The sequence below is a fragment of the Amorphoplanes digitatis genome (assembly GCF_014205335.1).
GTDB classification, from domain to species: Bacteria; Actinomycetota; Actinomycetes; order Mycobacteriales; family Micromonosporaceae; genus Actinoplanes; species Actinoplanes digitatus.
On sequence record NZ_JACHNH010000001.1, the window covers coordinates 3,041,770 to 3,056,776 of the forward strand.

10 protein-coding genes are annotated in these 15,007 nt (G+C 71.3%); 3 read left to right on the top strand and 7 right to left on the bottom strand.

What is annotated here, in order from left to right; genetic code table 11:
- Positions 1–12: 12 nt before the first annotated feature.
- Positions 13–2,460, bottom strand: a complete 2,448-nt coding sequence (locus BJ971_RS13130; RefSeq protein ID WP_184992930.1) for a sensor histidine kinase — start codon at positions 2,458–2,460, stop codon at positions 13–15.
- 444 nt (positions 2,461–2,904) lie between these two features.
- Positions 2,905–3,864 (bottom strand): ABC transporter substrate-binding protein, encoded by a 960-nt coding sequence (locus BJ971_RS13135; RefSeq protein WP_184992932.1) that lies wholly within the window; start codon positions 3,862–3,864, stop codon positions 2,905–2,907.
- 354 nt (positions 3,865–4,218) lie between these two features.
- Between BJ971_RS13135 and BJ971_RS13140 the strand changes: the two genes are divergently transcribed.
- Both BJ971_RS13140 and BJ971_RS13145 read left to right on the top strand, forming a co-directional pair.
- Positions 4,219–6,774 carry a M14 family zinc carboxypeptidase gene (locus BJ971_RS13140; protein ID WP_184992934.1) on the top strand — a complete coding sequence of 852 codons (2,556 nt, stop codon included), beginning with the start codon at positions 4,219–4,221 and terminating at the stop codon, positions 6,772–6,774.
- Between the two features lie 66 nt (positions 6,775–6,840).
- Positions 6,841–7,377 (top strand): hypothetical protein, encoded by a 537-nt coding sequence (locus BJ971_RS13145; protein ID WP_184992936.1) that lies wholly within the window; start codon positions 6,841–6,843, stop codon positions 7,375–7,377.
- A 10-nt stretch (positions 7,378–7,387) separates the two neighbouring features.
- On the opposite strand, the gene BJ971_RS13150 is transcribed toward BJ971_RS13145, so the two are convergent.
- From BJ971_RS13150 to BJ971_RS13170, 5 genes are all read right to left on the bottom strand, one after another.
- Complete coding sequence (locus BJ971_RS13150) at positions 7,388–7,846, bottom strand: hypothetical protein (protein WP_239087725.1); 459 nt, start codon at positions 7,844–7,846, stop codon at positions 7,388–7,390.
- A 98-nt stretch (positions 7,847–7,944) separates the two neighbouring features.
- Positions 7,945–9,060, bottom strand: a complete 1,116-nt coding sequence (locus tag BJ971_RS13155) for an alpha/beta fold hydrolase (RefSeq protein WP_239087726.1) — start codon at positions 9,058–9,060, stop codon at positions 7,945–7,947.
- Between the two features lie 78 nt (positions 9,061–9,138).
- The gene (locus tag BJ971_RS13160) at positions 9,139–10,320 is read right to left on the bottom strand and encodes a serine hydrolase domain-containing protein (protein ID WP_184992938.1); all 1,182 of its coding nucleotides are present in this window, start codon (positions 10,318–10,320) and stop codon (positions 9,139–9,141) included.
- The gene (locus BJ971_RS13165) at positions 10,317–11,255 is read right to left on the bottom strand and encodes a hypothetical protein (protein WP_184992940.1); all 939 of its coding nucleotides are present in this window, start codon (positions 11,253–11,255) and stop codon (positions 10,317–10,319) included. Before BJ971_RS13165 ends, BJ971_RS13160 begins: the two co-directional genes overlap by 4 nt.
- 132 nt (positions 11,256–11,387) lie before the next feature.
- Positions 11,388–12,407: an SMP-30/gluconolactonase/LRE family protein gene (locus tag BJ971_RS13170; RefSeq protein ID WP_184992942.1), complete on the bottom strand. Its 1,020-nt coding sequence runs from the start codon at positions 12,405–12,407 to the stop codon at positions 11,388–11,390.
- 286 nt (positions 12,408–12,693) lie between these two features.
- Between BJ971_RS13170 and BJ971_RS13175 the strand changes: the two genes are divergently transcribed.
- On the top strand, positions 12,694–14,910 hold the full coding sequence (locus tag BJ971_RS13175; RefSeq protein ID WP_184992944.1) for an MMPL family transporter: 2,217 nt from the start codon (positions 12,694–12,696) through the stop codon (positions 14,908–14,910).
- The last annotated feature ends 97 nt before the right edge of the window (positions 14,911–15,007 follow it).

Sequence of the window (15,007 nt, forward strand, 5' to 3'; positions counted from 1 at the left end):
GGGTGGGGGCGGTCACGGTCGATCGGCGGGTTCGTTGCTGCCGCGCTGCACGCCACTGCGGAACGCGGTCAGCCGGGCGCGAACCTCCTCGGGGGAGTCGCCGACAGGTGCCGGGCGTTCCACGGTGCGGGTGGGTGCCGCGCCGCGGTCGGTGCCCGGTTTGGTGGCCTTGCGCGTACCGGGGGTGCGCCTGCGCAGGCCGTTGGGGGTTCGGTCGGCGTCGTCGGGTGGCGGTGCGAAGGTGTACATGTCCATGTCCATGCCGAGGTTCGACGAGGCCATCGCCGCCTCGTACCGGGCGGCCGAGGAGTTGCCGGCCGCCTCGGTCTGCTGCGTCCGCACGGCGGGGCTGCCGGCGGCGGTGATGTACTCGATGGTCGTCGGCCGGATGCGGCCGTCGGTGGGTGCCGGTGGCGGCTCGATGGGCGGCATCGTCAGCACCTGGGTGATCGCCGGGTCGGACGATTCCAGGGCCCGCGGGCGCTCGGCGCCCTGCACCTGCTCCGGTGCCGGGGCCGCCGGACGGTTCGGCCCGGCCACCTGCTGCGGGCTGGCGAGCATCGAGGGCGGCAGCACGATGCGTGCCGTCACGCCGGTCACCGGCGACGGCGCGAGCTGCACGTCGATGCCCATCTCGATGGCCAGCCGGCCGACCACGTAGTGGCCGAGGAAGCGGGTCGGCGCGGTGATGAAGTCGCCCTCGCCGCGCAGGCGCTGGTTGGCCAGCTCGAGATCGGCGCGGCTCATGCCGATGCCCTGGTCGGTGATGGCGATCAGGTAGTTCTCGCCGATGCGGCGGCCCTGGATCTCGACGTCGGCGTCCGGCGGCGAGAAGGACAGGCCGTTCTCCACCAGCTCGGCGAGCATGTGCGCGATGCCGCTGACGACCGCGCCGGCGACCAGTGTGTCGTCGACCCGGCGCAGCTGGACGCGCCGGTACTCCTCCACCTCGGAGACGGCGGCGCGGACGACGTCGGCGATCGGCAGCGGGTCCGACCACTGCCGCGGGCTGGCCGCGCCGACCAGGACCAGTAGGCTCTCCGCGTTCCGGCGCATGCGGGTGGCGAGGTGGTCGAGCTCGAACAGGTTCGCCAGGCCCGTCGGGTCCGACTCCTCACGTTCGAGGCTGGTGATGAAGCCCAGCTGGCGGCGCAGCAGGTTCTGGTTGCGGCGGCCCAGGTTGGCCAGCGACTCGGTGGTGCTGCGCCGCAGCATCGCCTGCTCGATGGCCAGGGAGTATGCGGTGGCCTGCACCCGGTCGAGGGCGTCGGCGACGAGGCGGATCTCGTCGCTGGCGCCGGCCGGGATCCGGATGGGCGGCGGCGGTGCGTCGCCGTCGCCGGCGGTGGCCCTGCGGACCGCCTCCGGCAGCTGCTCGCCCGCCAGCCGGTTGGCCTCGCCGGCGAGGGTGGCCAGCGGCCGGGCGATCGAGCGGGATGCCACGGTGGCCAGGTAGACCGAGCCGGCGAAGCAGAGGATCACGGTGCCGATCAGCAGGCCCATCCGGGTGCTGGCCTGGTCCTGGAGGGTGGCGGCGCGGGCCTGGATGACCGAGCCGACGTGCTGCTGCAGCTGCCGCAGGTCGTCCAGCACGGTGGTCTGCGACGACCACCAGGACTGCGGGTTGACCTGTAGGTTCCGCCCGTCGCCGGAGTTGAGCGCGACTTCTTCGAAGTACGCGGCGGTCTGTGCGGCGCCGGTGTTGAAGACGAAGTCGCGGGCCTGGAGCTGGGTGTCCGTCGCGTAGCGGGCGAACGTGGCAAGTGCCGAGTCCTCGGCCGAGCGCATGGTGACGAACTGGAGGAACTCGTTGCCCTTGAAGCCGCTGGCGGAGAAGACGCCGTTGAGGAACGCGCGCTTCTGCGCGGTGCTCTCCTTGGCGTCGCCGAGCGCCTCGAGCGCCGAGACGCCGCGGCGCAGGTCCGGATCGGCGGAGCTGTCGAGGCCGTAGTCGACGTTGCTCAGCTCGGCGATGCGGCCGGTGTAGAAGGTGAAGGTCGGCGCGCGGTCGGCGGCGCCCGCGTCGGTGCCGGCCCGGACGCCGGCCAGGCCGTCGAGCTGCCGCACGGCGGTGGCCACGCGATCCTGCGCGACGCCGCCGGAGGAGATCAGGTCCTCCACCTTGGCGCGCTGCTCGTCGACGCGCTTACGCGCCGGTACGAGCTCGGCCTTGAAGCCGACGTTGCCGCCGAGCAGGCCGGCCGTGAGGCCACGCTCGGTCTGCAGCTCCTGTACCAGGTCCTGCACGGCGAGCACGAGGGTGACGGCGCGGGCCGAGGCGGCCGCCGTGCGGTAGTTGTCGACCTCGATGACCGTGATGACGCCGAGCAGGACGAGCACGGCGACGACGGGCAGGGTGAGGGTTCGTACGACGCGGCGGCGGATCGTGCCGCCGGACTCGGCCGGACCGGTGCCGGTCGCGAGGTCGCGGCCGGCGGTGCGGGGACGGGGGATTCTCATCGGATTACCGCCGCCTCTGGAGTGGTGCGGCGGCGGTGGCGCCGGGTCCGAACCGGGCACCGATCTCGATCGGGCCTGCGGCCGGACGACTCCCTGCGGACACGCAAACTCTCCTTGGCCTTGTGGACGGCTTGGCCTTGCCGTGGCTTCCGGACCATATCGATGAGCAGACCGGTAGTCCACGATGTACTAGGAACCAAAGCAAAAACTACTCAGTCCGCGCCGCGACGCGGGCGAACTGTCAGGTTTGTCGATGGCTGAGGCTTCATTTGATCATCGTTCGGCGCAAACATCGTGCCGCCGCAAGATTTCGATCAGATTTCGATTCCGGTGCCGATCCGAGATCGGGTGTCCGGCCGGAGAACCGTCAGGAAAGTGTGAAGTGGACGCCGACCATCGCACGACGCCGCGAAGGGCGTCGCGCGATGATCTACGAAGGGTCGGTCAGGCGGCGGAGGGGATCCACGGCTTCCAGGTGGCCTCGTGTTCCTTGACCCACTTCTCGCCGGCTGCTTCGGCGGTCATGCCCTGGTTGGTGATGTAGTCGGAGACGAGGTTCTGGTCCTCGTTGGTCCATTGGAAGTTCTTGACCAGCTGGTACGCCGTGCTGTTCGTGTCGGCGAACTTCTTGCTGGCGATCTTGTCGAGGGTGTAGTCGGGGTAGTCGCAGGCGACCTTCTTGGGGTCGGCGTCGCAACCGGCGGTGTACGCCGGCAGCTTGACCCGGACGTACTTCTCCTTGGCGAACAGCCACTGCGGCTCGTAGAAGTAGAACAGCAGCGGCTTGGTCTGCGCGGTGGCCTGCTGGGCCGCCTTGATGATCGCGGCCTCGCTGCCGGAGAAGACGACCTCGTAGTTGAGCTTGAGGTTGCCGACCAGGGCGGCGTCATTGGTGACGAACGAGGGGTCGCCGTCGAGGAGCTGACCCTTGCCCTTGGACTCGGAGGTCTTGAACAGGTCCGCGTACTTGTTCAGGTTCTTGTAATCGGTGATGTCCGGGTACTTGTCGACCATCCACTGGGGTACGTACCAGCCGATGACGCCTTTGTTGCCGGTGGGGCCGACCTCGACCGCGGTTTTCTTCTCCTGGATGTAGGTCTTCTTGAGGTCGTCGTGTCCCCAGTTCTCGAGGATGACGTCGACCTCGCCGGTTTCGAAGCCCTGCCAGGAGATTTCCTCTTTCAGGTTCTTCTTGTCGACGGTGTAACCGAGTTCGTGTTCGAGCAGGTATCCGACGACGGCCGCGTTGGCTTCGTAGCCGACCCAGGGGTTGACGGCGATTTTCACGGTGCCTTTGGAGCCGGCGGCGGGTTTGTCGTCGGTGCCGGCGTCTGAGGTGGCGCCGCTGCAACCGGCGATGCTCAACGTCAGGGCGGCGACGGCCGCGGTAAGCCGATATTTCATGGGGTGGTTCCCTCGCAGAGTGAAGCGTGCAGCGTGAAAGCTTGAGGTGGGGTGGGTCCGATGGCTGAGTACGCACAGCCTCCGAGTTGCCGCCATAGATTGGTTCGTCTCGACACAGTGGTCAATGCCGCGGCGAGAGTTTAACCAGAGTGCAATAAGTGTTAACGCGGCGTAGCGGGCACCCCGTACCCGTCGGCGCCGGGGTGGACGTGTGAGTTTCGCCTGCGCAGCGCCTTGGCGGCAACCTACGATATCGGTGCAATGGGCAGATTGGTATGCCCCTGTCCGGCACGGACCGTTGCGTGAGGGTCGATCCACACGAGAAGGTCAGAGCCACCCCAACGGAGGTGCCTTGTGGATTCGCCGCGGACTCTGGCCGGACTCGGAGCGCTACTGCTCGCCGCCGCACTCGTCTCGAACCCGGCGTCGGCCGAGCCGGTCGAGCCCGTGCCGGGCGCACACTCGACGAGGGACTTCGGCAACGGTCCCGAGCGCAACGAGATCGCCGCGACCACCGCCGAGGCGAGCGCCGAGGCCGCGCGGGCCGCACCGCTGGGCGCGACGCCGGACAGTCGCTGGACGCCGCCGCGCCGGGGCTACCCGCGCCGGACCGAGCTGCGGGTCTACCCCGAGAACCCGGCGGACAAGTCGATCAAGCTCGGGCTCGTCCCGTACCATGGCATCGCGCCCCGGCTGAACGCGCTGCAGGCGGCCTCCGACCGGGTCTCCGCCGAGGTGATCGGGCACTCCGCCCTGGGCCGCGACCTGTACCTGGTCACCGTGACCGCGCCGGAGTCGGCCGCCGAGGCCGCCCGGCAGGACCGCTGGCGCGCGCTGATCGAGGACGACCCGGGCGCCGCCCGGCGCGACAAGGCCCTGGTGCGCGGCTACAAGACCCCGGTGTGGATCAACGCGAACATCCACGGCGACGAGTGGGAGGGCACCGACGGCGCCCTGCGCGTCATCGAACGGCTCGCCGGGGCCACCGACCCCGCGACCCGGCGCCTGCTCGAGCGCACCCGGTTGTACGTGACCGTGACCAACAACCCCGACGGGCGGATCGCCGGCACCCGCGCCAACGGCGCCGGCTTCGACATCAACCGCGACCAGGCGACCAACTCGCAGCCGGAGTCGCGGGCCACGCGCGACGTGGTCATCGCGACCCAGCCGTTCGTGATGCTCGACGAGCACGGCTACACCGGCACCACCCTGATCGAGCCGGCGACGCCGCCGCACGGCCAGAACTACGAGTACGACCTCTACATCAAGCACGCGCTGCCGAACGCCGAGGGCATGGAGGCCGCGATCCAGCGGCTCGGCCACCCCGAGACGGCGCGGGCCGACATCCCGTTCCGCGACTTCGAGCCGGGCGACTGGGACGACTGGCCGCCGGTCTTCAACCCGATGTACGCGATCTACCAGGGTGCCGTCGGGCACACCGTGGAGATTCCCCTCGCGGTCAATCACGGTGAGTACGAGACGCTGCCGGTCGCCGAGCTGCGCCGCCGCGCGGGAGTGAACACCGACGTCGCCGCGGCGACCATCGAGGCCGCGATCGGCTACGCAGACGAGCACCGCGCCGACCTGCTCGCCGACCAGATCGAGCAGTTCCGCCGCGGCTGGGCCGGTGCGCCGTCGCCGGAGATCCCGGACGGCTTCGTACCGGGGTTCGGCCCCGAGGACCGCTTCTCCACCCGGTTCCCGCGCGCCTACGTCATCCCGGCCGGCGCCGCGCAGCGGTCCCCGGCCGCCGCGGCCCGGCTCGTCGACCACCTGGTCGCCGGCGACGTGCGGGTGACGCGGGCCCGGCACGACTTCGCCCTCGCCGGCCGGTCCTACCGCGCGGGCTCGTACGTCGTCGACATGCACCAGCCCAAGCGCGGCCTGGCCAACGCGCTGCTCGAGGCGGGCCGGGACATCTCTGCGCTGGTGCCGCAGATGTACGACATCTCGGGCTGGAGCAACCGCCTGCTCTGGGGCGCCTCGGTCGACGTCAGCGCCACCGCCGCGCCGCGGGTGGCCACCGTCGCGGTCACCGCGGCGTCGCCGACCGGCGCCGTCGCCGCCGCGCGCGGCCGCGACCTGTCCCTGACCATGCGCGACGGCGCCGACGTGCGCGCCGTCAACGCCCTGCTCGACCTCGGCGTCGAGCTGCGCCGGACCGACGCGGCCACCGTCGTGGTCCCGGCCGGTGCGCGCCGCGAGGCCGAGGTCGTGGCGGACCGGTACGGCGTGCGGTTCACCGCCGCGCCGCGTGGATCCGCCGGCACCGCGTTCACGGCGCCGGTGATCGCGGCCGCGGTCTCGGCCGACGAGCTGTTCGCGCTGCGCGAGATGGGCTTCGACGTGCGTCCCGTCTCGACGGCCCTGCTCAACGCGGGCGCGGAACTGTCCGACGCCGACACCCTGGTGGTCTCCTCGGGCCTCTCGTACGCCCAGCTCAACGCGGTCGGCAAGGCCGAGGTCGACGAGCTGCTCGCCCGCGGCGGCGTGGTGACCCGGGGCCGGACCGGCGCGGCCTTCAACGCGGCGGCCGGGCTGCTGCCGGCGACCGCGGTGACCGGCCGCACCGACGCCAACGGGGTGGTCGCGGTGCGCAACACCGGCCCGGTCGTCGGCGCGGGATCGCTGCCGTACGCCTTCGTCTTCTCGCCGATCTGGTTCACCGGCACCGGCTTCACGGTCGAGCAGCGTTACGCCGCCGCCGACCCGCTGATCGCCGGGCACTGGCTGCCGGCCACGCCGGGCGCCGGCGGCCCGGAGCAGGCGGCGGACCAGGCCGCGGTGATCTCGGGCGTGACGGCCCGGGGCGGCCGGGCGGTCATGTTCGGCACCGAGCCGCTGTTCCGGGCGCACCCGAAGGGCCTCTACGCCGAGTTCGCCCGGGCCCTGTACTGGACGGCCTCGTAGCCGCCGGTCGGGCACCCTGCGCGGGACGCTATTCTTCGAGCCCGCGCAGGGGGAGGAAACATCGCCATGTATGAGCAGCAGCAGCCGTGGGGCCAGCCGCAGCAGCCCGGTCATCCGCCGCAGGGCGCCGGGGGTTCCGCGATCGCGCTGACGCTGAAATATCATCCGCTCGCGTTCCTGATGGGGTTCATCAAGCCGCAGGTGCAGATCAACGGGCACCCGGTCCAGGCCGGCTGGAAGGCCCGCACGGTGCTGCCCGTGCAGCCGGGCCAGTACCACCTGCACGTGCACGTGCCGTACCTGATCCCGACCCGGATCGGCGTCGCGGACCTGGGCGTCAACGTGCTGCCCGGGCAGACCGTCGAGCTCGAGTACCGGGCGCCGATGATCGCCTTCATGGGCGGGGCGCTGGGCGGGCCGCCGCAGAAGTACCCCGGCATGGCCGCCTCGATCGTGTTGCTCGTGATCAGTCTCGTGATCCTGCTCTGCGTCTGCGGCGGCCTCCTCGCCGCGATCCTGAGCAGCTCGAACGACCCGTACGCCCTGCCCGCGCCGAGCGACCTCCCGGCCGTCATGGCCGGGCTGATGTCGCTGCTGCGCTGACCGGCGCCCATCAGGTCCAGGTACCGCCGGCGACCTCGGTGGTGCTCTCGAGGTAGGTGAGCAGCGCCAGCCGGTCGTCGAAGTCGAGGTCGGCGAAGGCGGCGTGCGCGGTCGCCCAGGATCGTTCGGTCGCGGCCGCGAGCAGGCCGATGATCGCCGCCCAGGCGAGCGAGACCAGGTGGAACATCCGGTCCTCGCGCAGCGACGGCAGGCGGCTCAGCTCGCCGAGCGCGTCGGTCGCGGCGTCGTCGGTCCTGGCCCGGCCGATCAGCTCGAGCACCGCCCGGCCGCGGTGCGGGTGGTTGCCGCAGGCCAGCGCCGTCAGCTCCGGCACGGACATGTCGTGCACCGGCGGCGCGGGAGTGCGGGCGACGGTGGCCCGCTCGCACCTGCGGGGATGGCGCGAGGCCCGCGGCGCGCCGGTGCGGGCGGCGAAGGAACAGGCGGGGGGTCGCACTGTGAAGTTCATCGGTCGTGCCTCACTTGGTGGTCGGTGGTTGTCGAGTTCGTGACGGCACCCCGCACGGGGGTGGATCGCACGGGGTGCCGTCGGTTCCGGGTTCGCCGTCAGGCGAAGCGGGCGGCGATCCAGTCGGCGACCTGGCCGGTCGTCGCGAAGACGGTCTGGTCGTGGTTCGCCCCGTCGACGGAGACGAAGTCCACGGGCTGGGTCTGGTATCCGGTGAGCTGGTCCAGCAGCGGTCCGGCGGTGAGGCCGTAGGGCACGGCCTCGTCGTCGGTGCCCTGGATCAGCAGCACGGGCGCGGTCGGCGCGCTCTGTGCCGGGTCGTCGTTGGCGGCGAGCTGGTCGATCACCGGCTGCGGCAACGCGCCGCCGACCAGCAGCTCCTCCGCCGTGAGGGTCTCGTAGGCGGCGAGGACCTCGTAGAGGCAGCCGCTCTGCAACACCGACGTCTTCTGCTTGGCCGGCGCCGCCAGCACGGAGTTCGGGTCGAAGGCCGGGTTGACGGCGTTCAGTCCGTACAGGCCCATCACCAGGTAGCCCTGGCCCGGTGTGCCGGGGATCAGTGGGGCGAAGATCTGCACGTTGGACACCGGTGCGATCGACGAGACGCCCTTGAGCACCAGTGCGCCGTCGTAGGCGGGTGCGATCTGCCCGGCGAAGAGGGCGCCCTGCCCGCCCTGCGAGTGGCCGTCGATCGCGTACTGCGTGGTGAGCTTGTTGTCGAGGTTGCGCGCCGCCTTGACGCTGTCGATCATCGCGCGGGCCTCGCTGAGCCCGACCAGGTAGGGGTGCGCTCCCGGCGTGCCGAGGCCCGGGTAGTCCGGCGCGGTGACCGTCCAGCCCTTGGCCAGCAGGGCGGCGATCGCCGCACGCGCCTCGGGCCAGAACACGGCCTGGCTGGCCGACGGCGCGCACTTGTCGGCCAGCCCGGTCGTGCCGTGACCCCACACCACGGTCTTGTTCTTCCGGTTGCTCTTCGGCGTCATGACCAGGCCGGTGGCGGTGGCCGTCGCGCCGTTCAGGGCGGTGGTGGTGTACGCGATGCGCTTGCCGTTCGCCAGCGACGACAGCTCCGCTGGCAGCGTCGCCGTGCCGGAGACGATGACCGTGCCGGGGGCGATGGCCGCGCCGGCCGGGCCGCCGACGAAAAAGAGAATGGCGGCGCAGACGAGCGCGACATTAATGGCGGCCACCCATTTGAGCAGGGCAGAGTTCACTATCGGTCCCTTTCAGGGCTGGGTTTCTCGGGCACGGAGCAGCCCGGAAGGAATTACGAAATGGAGTGAAAAAACAGGTCAGGCGAAATGATCGGCGATGCGCCGCAGGGCGGTGATGGTCTCCAGGTCGCGGAGCTCGTCGTCCTGGGTGGGCCAGGCGCTGCACTTGACGATCACGATGTCGGCGCTCGGGTCGACGAAGAGGTACTGGCCGTGCACGCCCAGGCCGGTGAAGGCCTGGAAGGCGCTGTCGCCCAGGGTCCACCACTGGTTGGAGTAGCCGTAGTGCGGGTAGCCGCTCGGGCCGAGCGACCCGACGGCGAGCTGGGGCAGGTCGCTGCCGAGGCTGCGGCGTACCCATTCGCGGGGCACGATCTGGATGCCGTCGGCGACGCCGTCGTTCGCCATGAGCAGGCCGAGGCGGGCGACGTCGCGCGGGGTGGCGTTGAGCGAGCCGGCGCCGAGGGCGGTGCGCGGGCGCGCCCGGGTGAGCCAGTAGTAGGCGTCGCGGTCGGCGCCGATGAAGCGCCACAACCGCTTGGCCGCGTATTCCGCGAGGGTGGTCCCGGTCGCGGCCTCCAGCACCCAGCCGAGGATCTGCGCGTCGAACGTGGAGTAGTTGAAGTGCTCGCCGGGCGCGGCGGTGCGGGGCGCCGAGCGGATCAACCCGGCGACGTCGCCGCCGCCCATGACGGCCTGCTCGAAGCGCTTGATGCCGCTGTCGGGCACGTCCCACAGCTCGGGCTCGCCGACGCCGCTTGTCATATCGAGCAGCTCGGCCAGGGTGGTCTCGTCGTAGGCCGTGCCGAGGAAGTCGGGCCGGTAGTCGGTGACCCGGTCCTTGACGCTGCCGATGGCGCCGTCCGCCAGGGCGATGCAGACCAGCATCGACGTCACCGACTTGGAGATGCTGAACAGCTGCATGCGGGTGCGCGGACCGGCGAAGGCGCCGGGATAGGTCTCGTGCACGATCTCGCCGTGGTGCAGGACGACGAACGCCGTCGTGAACGTGCGGCGGTGCAGGTCGGTCAGGGTGTGGTCGGCGTCGGCGAAGCGGTAGGTCAGGTCGAGCGGGTCGGGGCTCAGCGGCAGCGGGCGGTGCGGCCCGCTACGGGCCACGCGCTCGGTCGGCATCAGCCAGTTCATGTGGGTGAACGTCCACTCGTTGAACGGCCGCCGCATGATCAGGTCGCCCTGCCGGTCCCACCAGGAGGGTTCCCGGGTGGTCCGGATCGCGGGCCGGTCGGTCGTGCTGGTCATGTCGGTCCCCCGCAGTCGTCGTCCGTGCCGTCGTCGGTGCCGTCGGTCGGGCGTGCCCGGTCGGAGATGTCGCCGAAGCTCTCGCGAAGCGTCGTGCCGCTGGTCGTGCCCACCGGCTCGAGGTAGCTGTTCAGGATGGCGAGCACGGCCATGCCGGCCAGGTTGTCCGGGGGGCCGTCGCCGAGGACGCCGGCGCTCGGATCGCCGAGATTGCGGATGGCGAAGCCCTCGGTGATCGCGGCGAGCATGTTGGTGAACTGGTCGAGGGTGATGCCCTCGCGCAGTTGGAAGCCGCGGGCGGCGATGGTGGACTCGTAGATCTTCTTCCACGGGTCGAGCGCGCCCTCGTAGTTGCTGGAGATCGCGTCGTGGATGCCGTCGTTGCGGTGTGCGGTGGCGACCATCAGCAGCTGCAACCGGAACAGCGGCATGCGGCAGATGGTCTGCAGCTCGTGATAGGTGGCCCGGTCGACGACGTCGACGAAGCTGGCGTCGGTGCTCACCCAGCTGCCCCGGGTCTCGATCTCCGCGTTGTACTGCGGGTCGTAGTTCATGTCGTGGAAGATGAAGGCCAGCAGGTCGTTGAGGTAGTCGTCGTGGCAGGCCCAGGTGGAGCGGTAGGGCCCGTCGCCCTTCTGGCGCAGGAACGGCGGCTCGAGATTCTCCATCTCGCGCGAGAGCGCGCGCTCGCTGAGGAAGCGGATGCCCGACCAGTACGGCTTACGGCCGCTCTCCGCGGCGGCCGCGGCCGCCGCCGGTTCGTCGCCGCCGAAGTGCTGCTCGATCAGGTTGGCGCCCGCCTTGAGGTACGAGGCCACCTTCGGCGAGTTGATGAGCGCGACCCGGGTAGCCTCCCGGACGCCCTTGACCCTCGTGACGATGCCAGAGAAGTCCTGATCGTAAGGGAAAGGCAGATCCTTCTTGCCGTAGGTCATGACTCGATTGTTGTCCGATTCAACGCCCAGACAAGTGCGCACGTGCGTAGTACTCGGAGTCTAGGCCTCGCGTATTCGCCGACAGCGGTAATTATGACGTCGAGTGAGCGCGCAATAACAGAGAGGTAACAATTATTCGAGCGAGGTGCGGGCGATCGCACTCTCGGTGAGGCTGCCGAGCCACAGCGTGTTGCCATGCTGGCGAACGCCGGTCGTCATCACGTACCGGCCGGCCGGGCCGTGCAGCGTGCGCAGCACCGTGCCCTCGGAGTCCACAAGGGCCGCGATGGTGTACGGCAGCGGCTGCGGCTGGAGGCGGGCGGGCAGCACCGCCGCGATCCGCCGCAGGTGCGGGTGGGGCAGCAGCTTCTCGGCGATCGCTACCCGCGGGCTGGCCAGCGCGATCCAGTAGGTGCCGTCGCCGACCGACGACATGTTGTCCGGGTACGCGGGCAGGTCGCCCAGGTCTCGCACGGCGCCGTCCGGCAGCGAGATGCGCAGCAGCCGGTGCGACACCGTCTCGCAGACCAGCAGCGCGTCCTGCTCCGGGGTGAGCGCCACGCCGTTGGGGAAGTGGAAGCCCTCGGCCACCACTGCGGTGCGGCCGCTGCCGGGGTCGTACGCGAGGACGCGGCCGTTGGGCCGGTGTTCCAGCAGGTCGCGACGCCAGTGCGAGACCGGGAAGCGGTTGGAGCTGTCGGTGAAGTAGACGACACCGTCGGCCGCGACGGCGGCGTTGTTGCACAGCAGGATGCGGCTGTCGCCGACCCGGTGCGCCAGGTCGGTGACGGTGCCGTCGCCGGTGATCCGCAGCAGGCCCCGGTAGGCGTCGCAGACGATCAGGCTGCCGTCGCGCGGATCGATCTCGATGCCCAGCGGCCGGCCGCCGGTGTCGGCGAGCGGCTCGGGCACGGCGCCGGCGTGCGCGTCGGGCTGCCAGCGCCAGATCCGCCCGTCCTCCGTACCGGAGTAGACGTGGCCCTCGGGGCCGACCGCGACGTCCTCCGGTCCGTGGCCGGGCACCGTCAGCAGCTCGACGTCGTCCAGGCGGGTGTCCGCCGGCGCCCACGGCCCGGTCAGCGGCGGCGGGGTGGTGGCCGGCAGCTTCACGGGCCGGATGAGCCACGGCGCGGGCGGGCGCGGAATCGTCATCCGACCATTTTGTCCTCTCCCGGCCCGGCGTCAATGATCAGGGCCGCTGGGGGACAACACCGGGTAAACCCTGATCGCGGCGTCGGGGCCGGTGGCCGGAATGTCCGGTGCGCCGCGGCGCCCGCGCCGGGTACGCGCGTTTTGCCGGTTACCGCTGTCGCCCATCCGTCCGCGGCCCGCCGGCGGCGGGATCAGGGGGCTACGCGGGTCCAGCCCGGATGTTCACAGTCCGTGCGCTGCCTACGTTCAGGTTCGACACAGAAACCCCGACCGTAGGAGGCCCGTGATGGGCAGGCGACCGGTGACCGTACGCGTGGCGAGATGGAGCGCCGAGCACCCGTGGCGCGCACTGGCGCTGTGGGTGGTCTTCGTGGCGGTGTGCTTCGTCGGCGGCAACGCCGCCGGCATGAAGGAGGCCACCGCCGAGGACATGGCGGTCGGCGAGTCCGGCCGCGCCTCGGTGATGATCGAGAACGGCGCGTTCGGCGACGAGCCGGCGATCGACAATGTACTTATCACCTCCCGCGGCGGCGCCCTGGACACCGCGGCCGCGACCGCCGCGGCGAAGGACGCGGCCGCGAAGCTGCGCGGCGTGCCCGGGGTGGCGGGGGTCGGCGACCCGGTACCGGCGCACGACGGCTCCGCGCTGCTGCTCCCGATCACCATGAGCGGCGACCCCGAGACCGCCTCCGACCGCGTCGAGCCGCTGCGCGCGGCCACCGCGCAGGTGCAGACCGCGCATCCCGCGCTGCGGGTCGAGCAGGTCGGCGGCCCGTCGATCGGCAAGGCACTCGACGACACCCTCGGCGCCGACTTCCAGCGCGCGGAGCTGCTCAGCCTGCCCGTCACCCTGGCCATCCTGATCATCGCGTTCGGCGCGCTGATCGCCGCCGGCGTGCCGGTGCTGCTGGCGCTCTCGTCCGTCGCCGCCGCCATCGGCCTGTCCACCCTGGCCTCGCACCTCGTGCCGGCCAGCGACTCGACCGGCAGCGTCATCCTGCTCATCGGCATGGCCGTCGGCATCGACTACTCGCTCTTCTACGTCCGGCGGGAACGGGAGGAGCGTGCCAAGGGCCGCGGCCACGTCGACGCGGTCGAGATCGCGGCGGAGACGTCCGGCCACGCGGTCGTCGTCTCCGGTACGGCGGTCGTCATCGCGATGTCGGGCCTGTTCCTCGCGGGCGACGCCATCTTCTCGTCCCTCGCGGTCGGCTCGATCCTCGTCGTCGCCGTCGCGGTGATCGGCTCCCTGACGGTCCTGCCGGCGCTGCTCGCCAAGCTCGGGCGCTGGGTGGACCGGCCCCGCGTCCCGCTGCTGTGGCGCCTGACCGCCCGCCGCTCCGGCAACGGCTGGTTCTGGCCGTTCGTGCTGCGCCCCGCCCTGCGCCGGCCGCTGCCCACGCTGATCGTGAGCGTCGGGCTGCTGCTCGCCCTCGCCGCGCCGGCCCTGGGCATGCAGCTCAAGTTCCCGGGCACCGAGGACCTGCCCCGGACCACCCCGGCGATGCAGGCCTACGACCGGCTGGCCGCCGCGTACCCGAGCAACGGCACCAGCCACCAGGTGGTCGTGCAGGCGCCCGCGGCGCAGGCCGCCGCCGTCAAGGCGGCCCTGACCTCGCTGGCCACCGGCGCCGGGAACGACGCACTGTTCGCGCCCGTCGAGGAGTCCGGTCCGAAGATCGAGGTGTCGCCCGACAAGCGGGTGAGCGTGCTGTCGGTCGCCACGCCGTTCTCCTCGCGCAGCGACGAGGCCGGGCGCTCCCTGCACCGGCTGCGCGACGACCTGGTGCCCGCCGCCCTGGCCGGCGTGCCGGGCGTCACCTACGCGGTCGGTGGCGACGTCGCCGGCAGCGAGGACTACGCGGCGCACATCTGGCACAAGCTGCCGATCGTCGTCCTGTTCGTACTGGTGCTGACGTTCCTGGTGATGGCCTGGACGTTCCGCTCGGTGGTCGTCGCGCTGACCTCGATCCTGCTCAACCTGCTCTCCGCCGCCGCCGCGTACGGCCTGCTGGTCCTGGTCTTCCAGCACACCTGGGCCGAGGGGCTGCTCGGCTTCACCTCGATGGGCGCGATCGTCACCTGGCTGCCGCTGTTCCTGTTCGTGGTCCTGTTCGGCCTCTCCATGGACTACCACGTCTTCGTGGTGAGCCGGATCCGCGAGGCGGTGCAGCGGGGCGTGCCGAACCGGCAGGCCGTCGCCGAGGGCATCACCGGCTCGGCCGGCGTGGTGAGCAGCGCCGCGATCGTCATGGTGGCGGTCTTCTCGATCTTCGCCACGCTGAGCACCGTCGACATGAAGCAGCTCGGCGTCGGCCTGGCCGCGGCGATCCTGCTCGACGCGACGATCATCCGGGCGGTGGTGCTGCCGTCGCTGATGACGCTGCTCGGCCCGGCGAACTGGTGGGCGCCGCGCTTCATGCGCCCCCGCGGCCGGCACGCCCTGCCCGGCGCCGGACAGCGGCTGCCGGAACCGGAGCCGGAGCTGGTCCGGGCCGGCTGACGGCACGGCGGCGGCCGCACCCGGGTGACGACACCGGGGGCGGCCGCCGCCGCTTTTGCACGAGGCCGGAAGATCATGGTCTACCGCGCGGCCATCG

Coding starts and splice junctions, on each gene's coding strand:
- BJ971_RS13170 (WP_184992942.1), bottom strand. CDS start 12,407: ATGACGATTCCGCGCCCGCCCGCGCCGTGGCTCATCCGGCCCGTGAAG.
- BJ971_RS13130 (WP_184992930.1), bottom strand. CDS start 2,460: ATGAGAATCCCCCGTCCCCGCACCGCCGGCCGCGACCTCGCGACCGGC.
- BJ971_RS13145 (WP_184992936.1), top strand. CDS start 6,841: ATGTATGAGCAGCAGCAGCCGTGGGGCCAGCCGCAGCAGCCCGGTCAT.
- BJ971_RS13160 (WP_184992938.1), bottom strand. CDS start 10,320: ATGACCAGCACGACCGACCGGCCCGCGATCCGGACCACCCGGGAACCC.
- BJ971_RS13135 (WP_184992932.1), bottom strand. CDS start 3,864: ATGAAATATCGGCTTACCGCGGCCGTCGCCGCCCTGACGTTGAGCATC.
- BJ971_RS13150 (WP_239087725.1), bottom strand. CDS start 7,846: ATGAACTTCACAGTGCGACCCCCCGCCTGTTCCTTCGCCGCCCGCACC.
- BJ971_RS13165 (WP_184992940.1), bottom strand. CDS start 11,255: ATGACCTACGGCAAGAAGGATCTGCCTTTCCCTTACGATCAGGACTTC.
- BJ971_RS13175 (WP_184992944.1), top strand. CDS start 12,694: ATGGGCAGGCGACCGGTGACCGTACGCGTGGCGAGATGGAGCGCCGAG.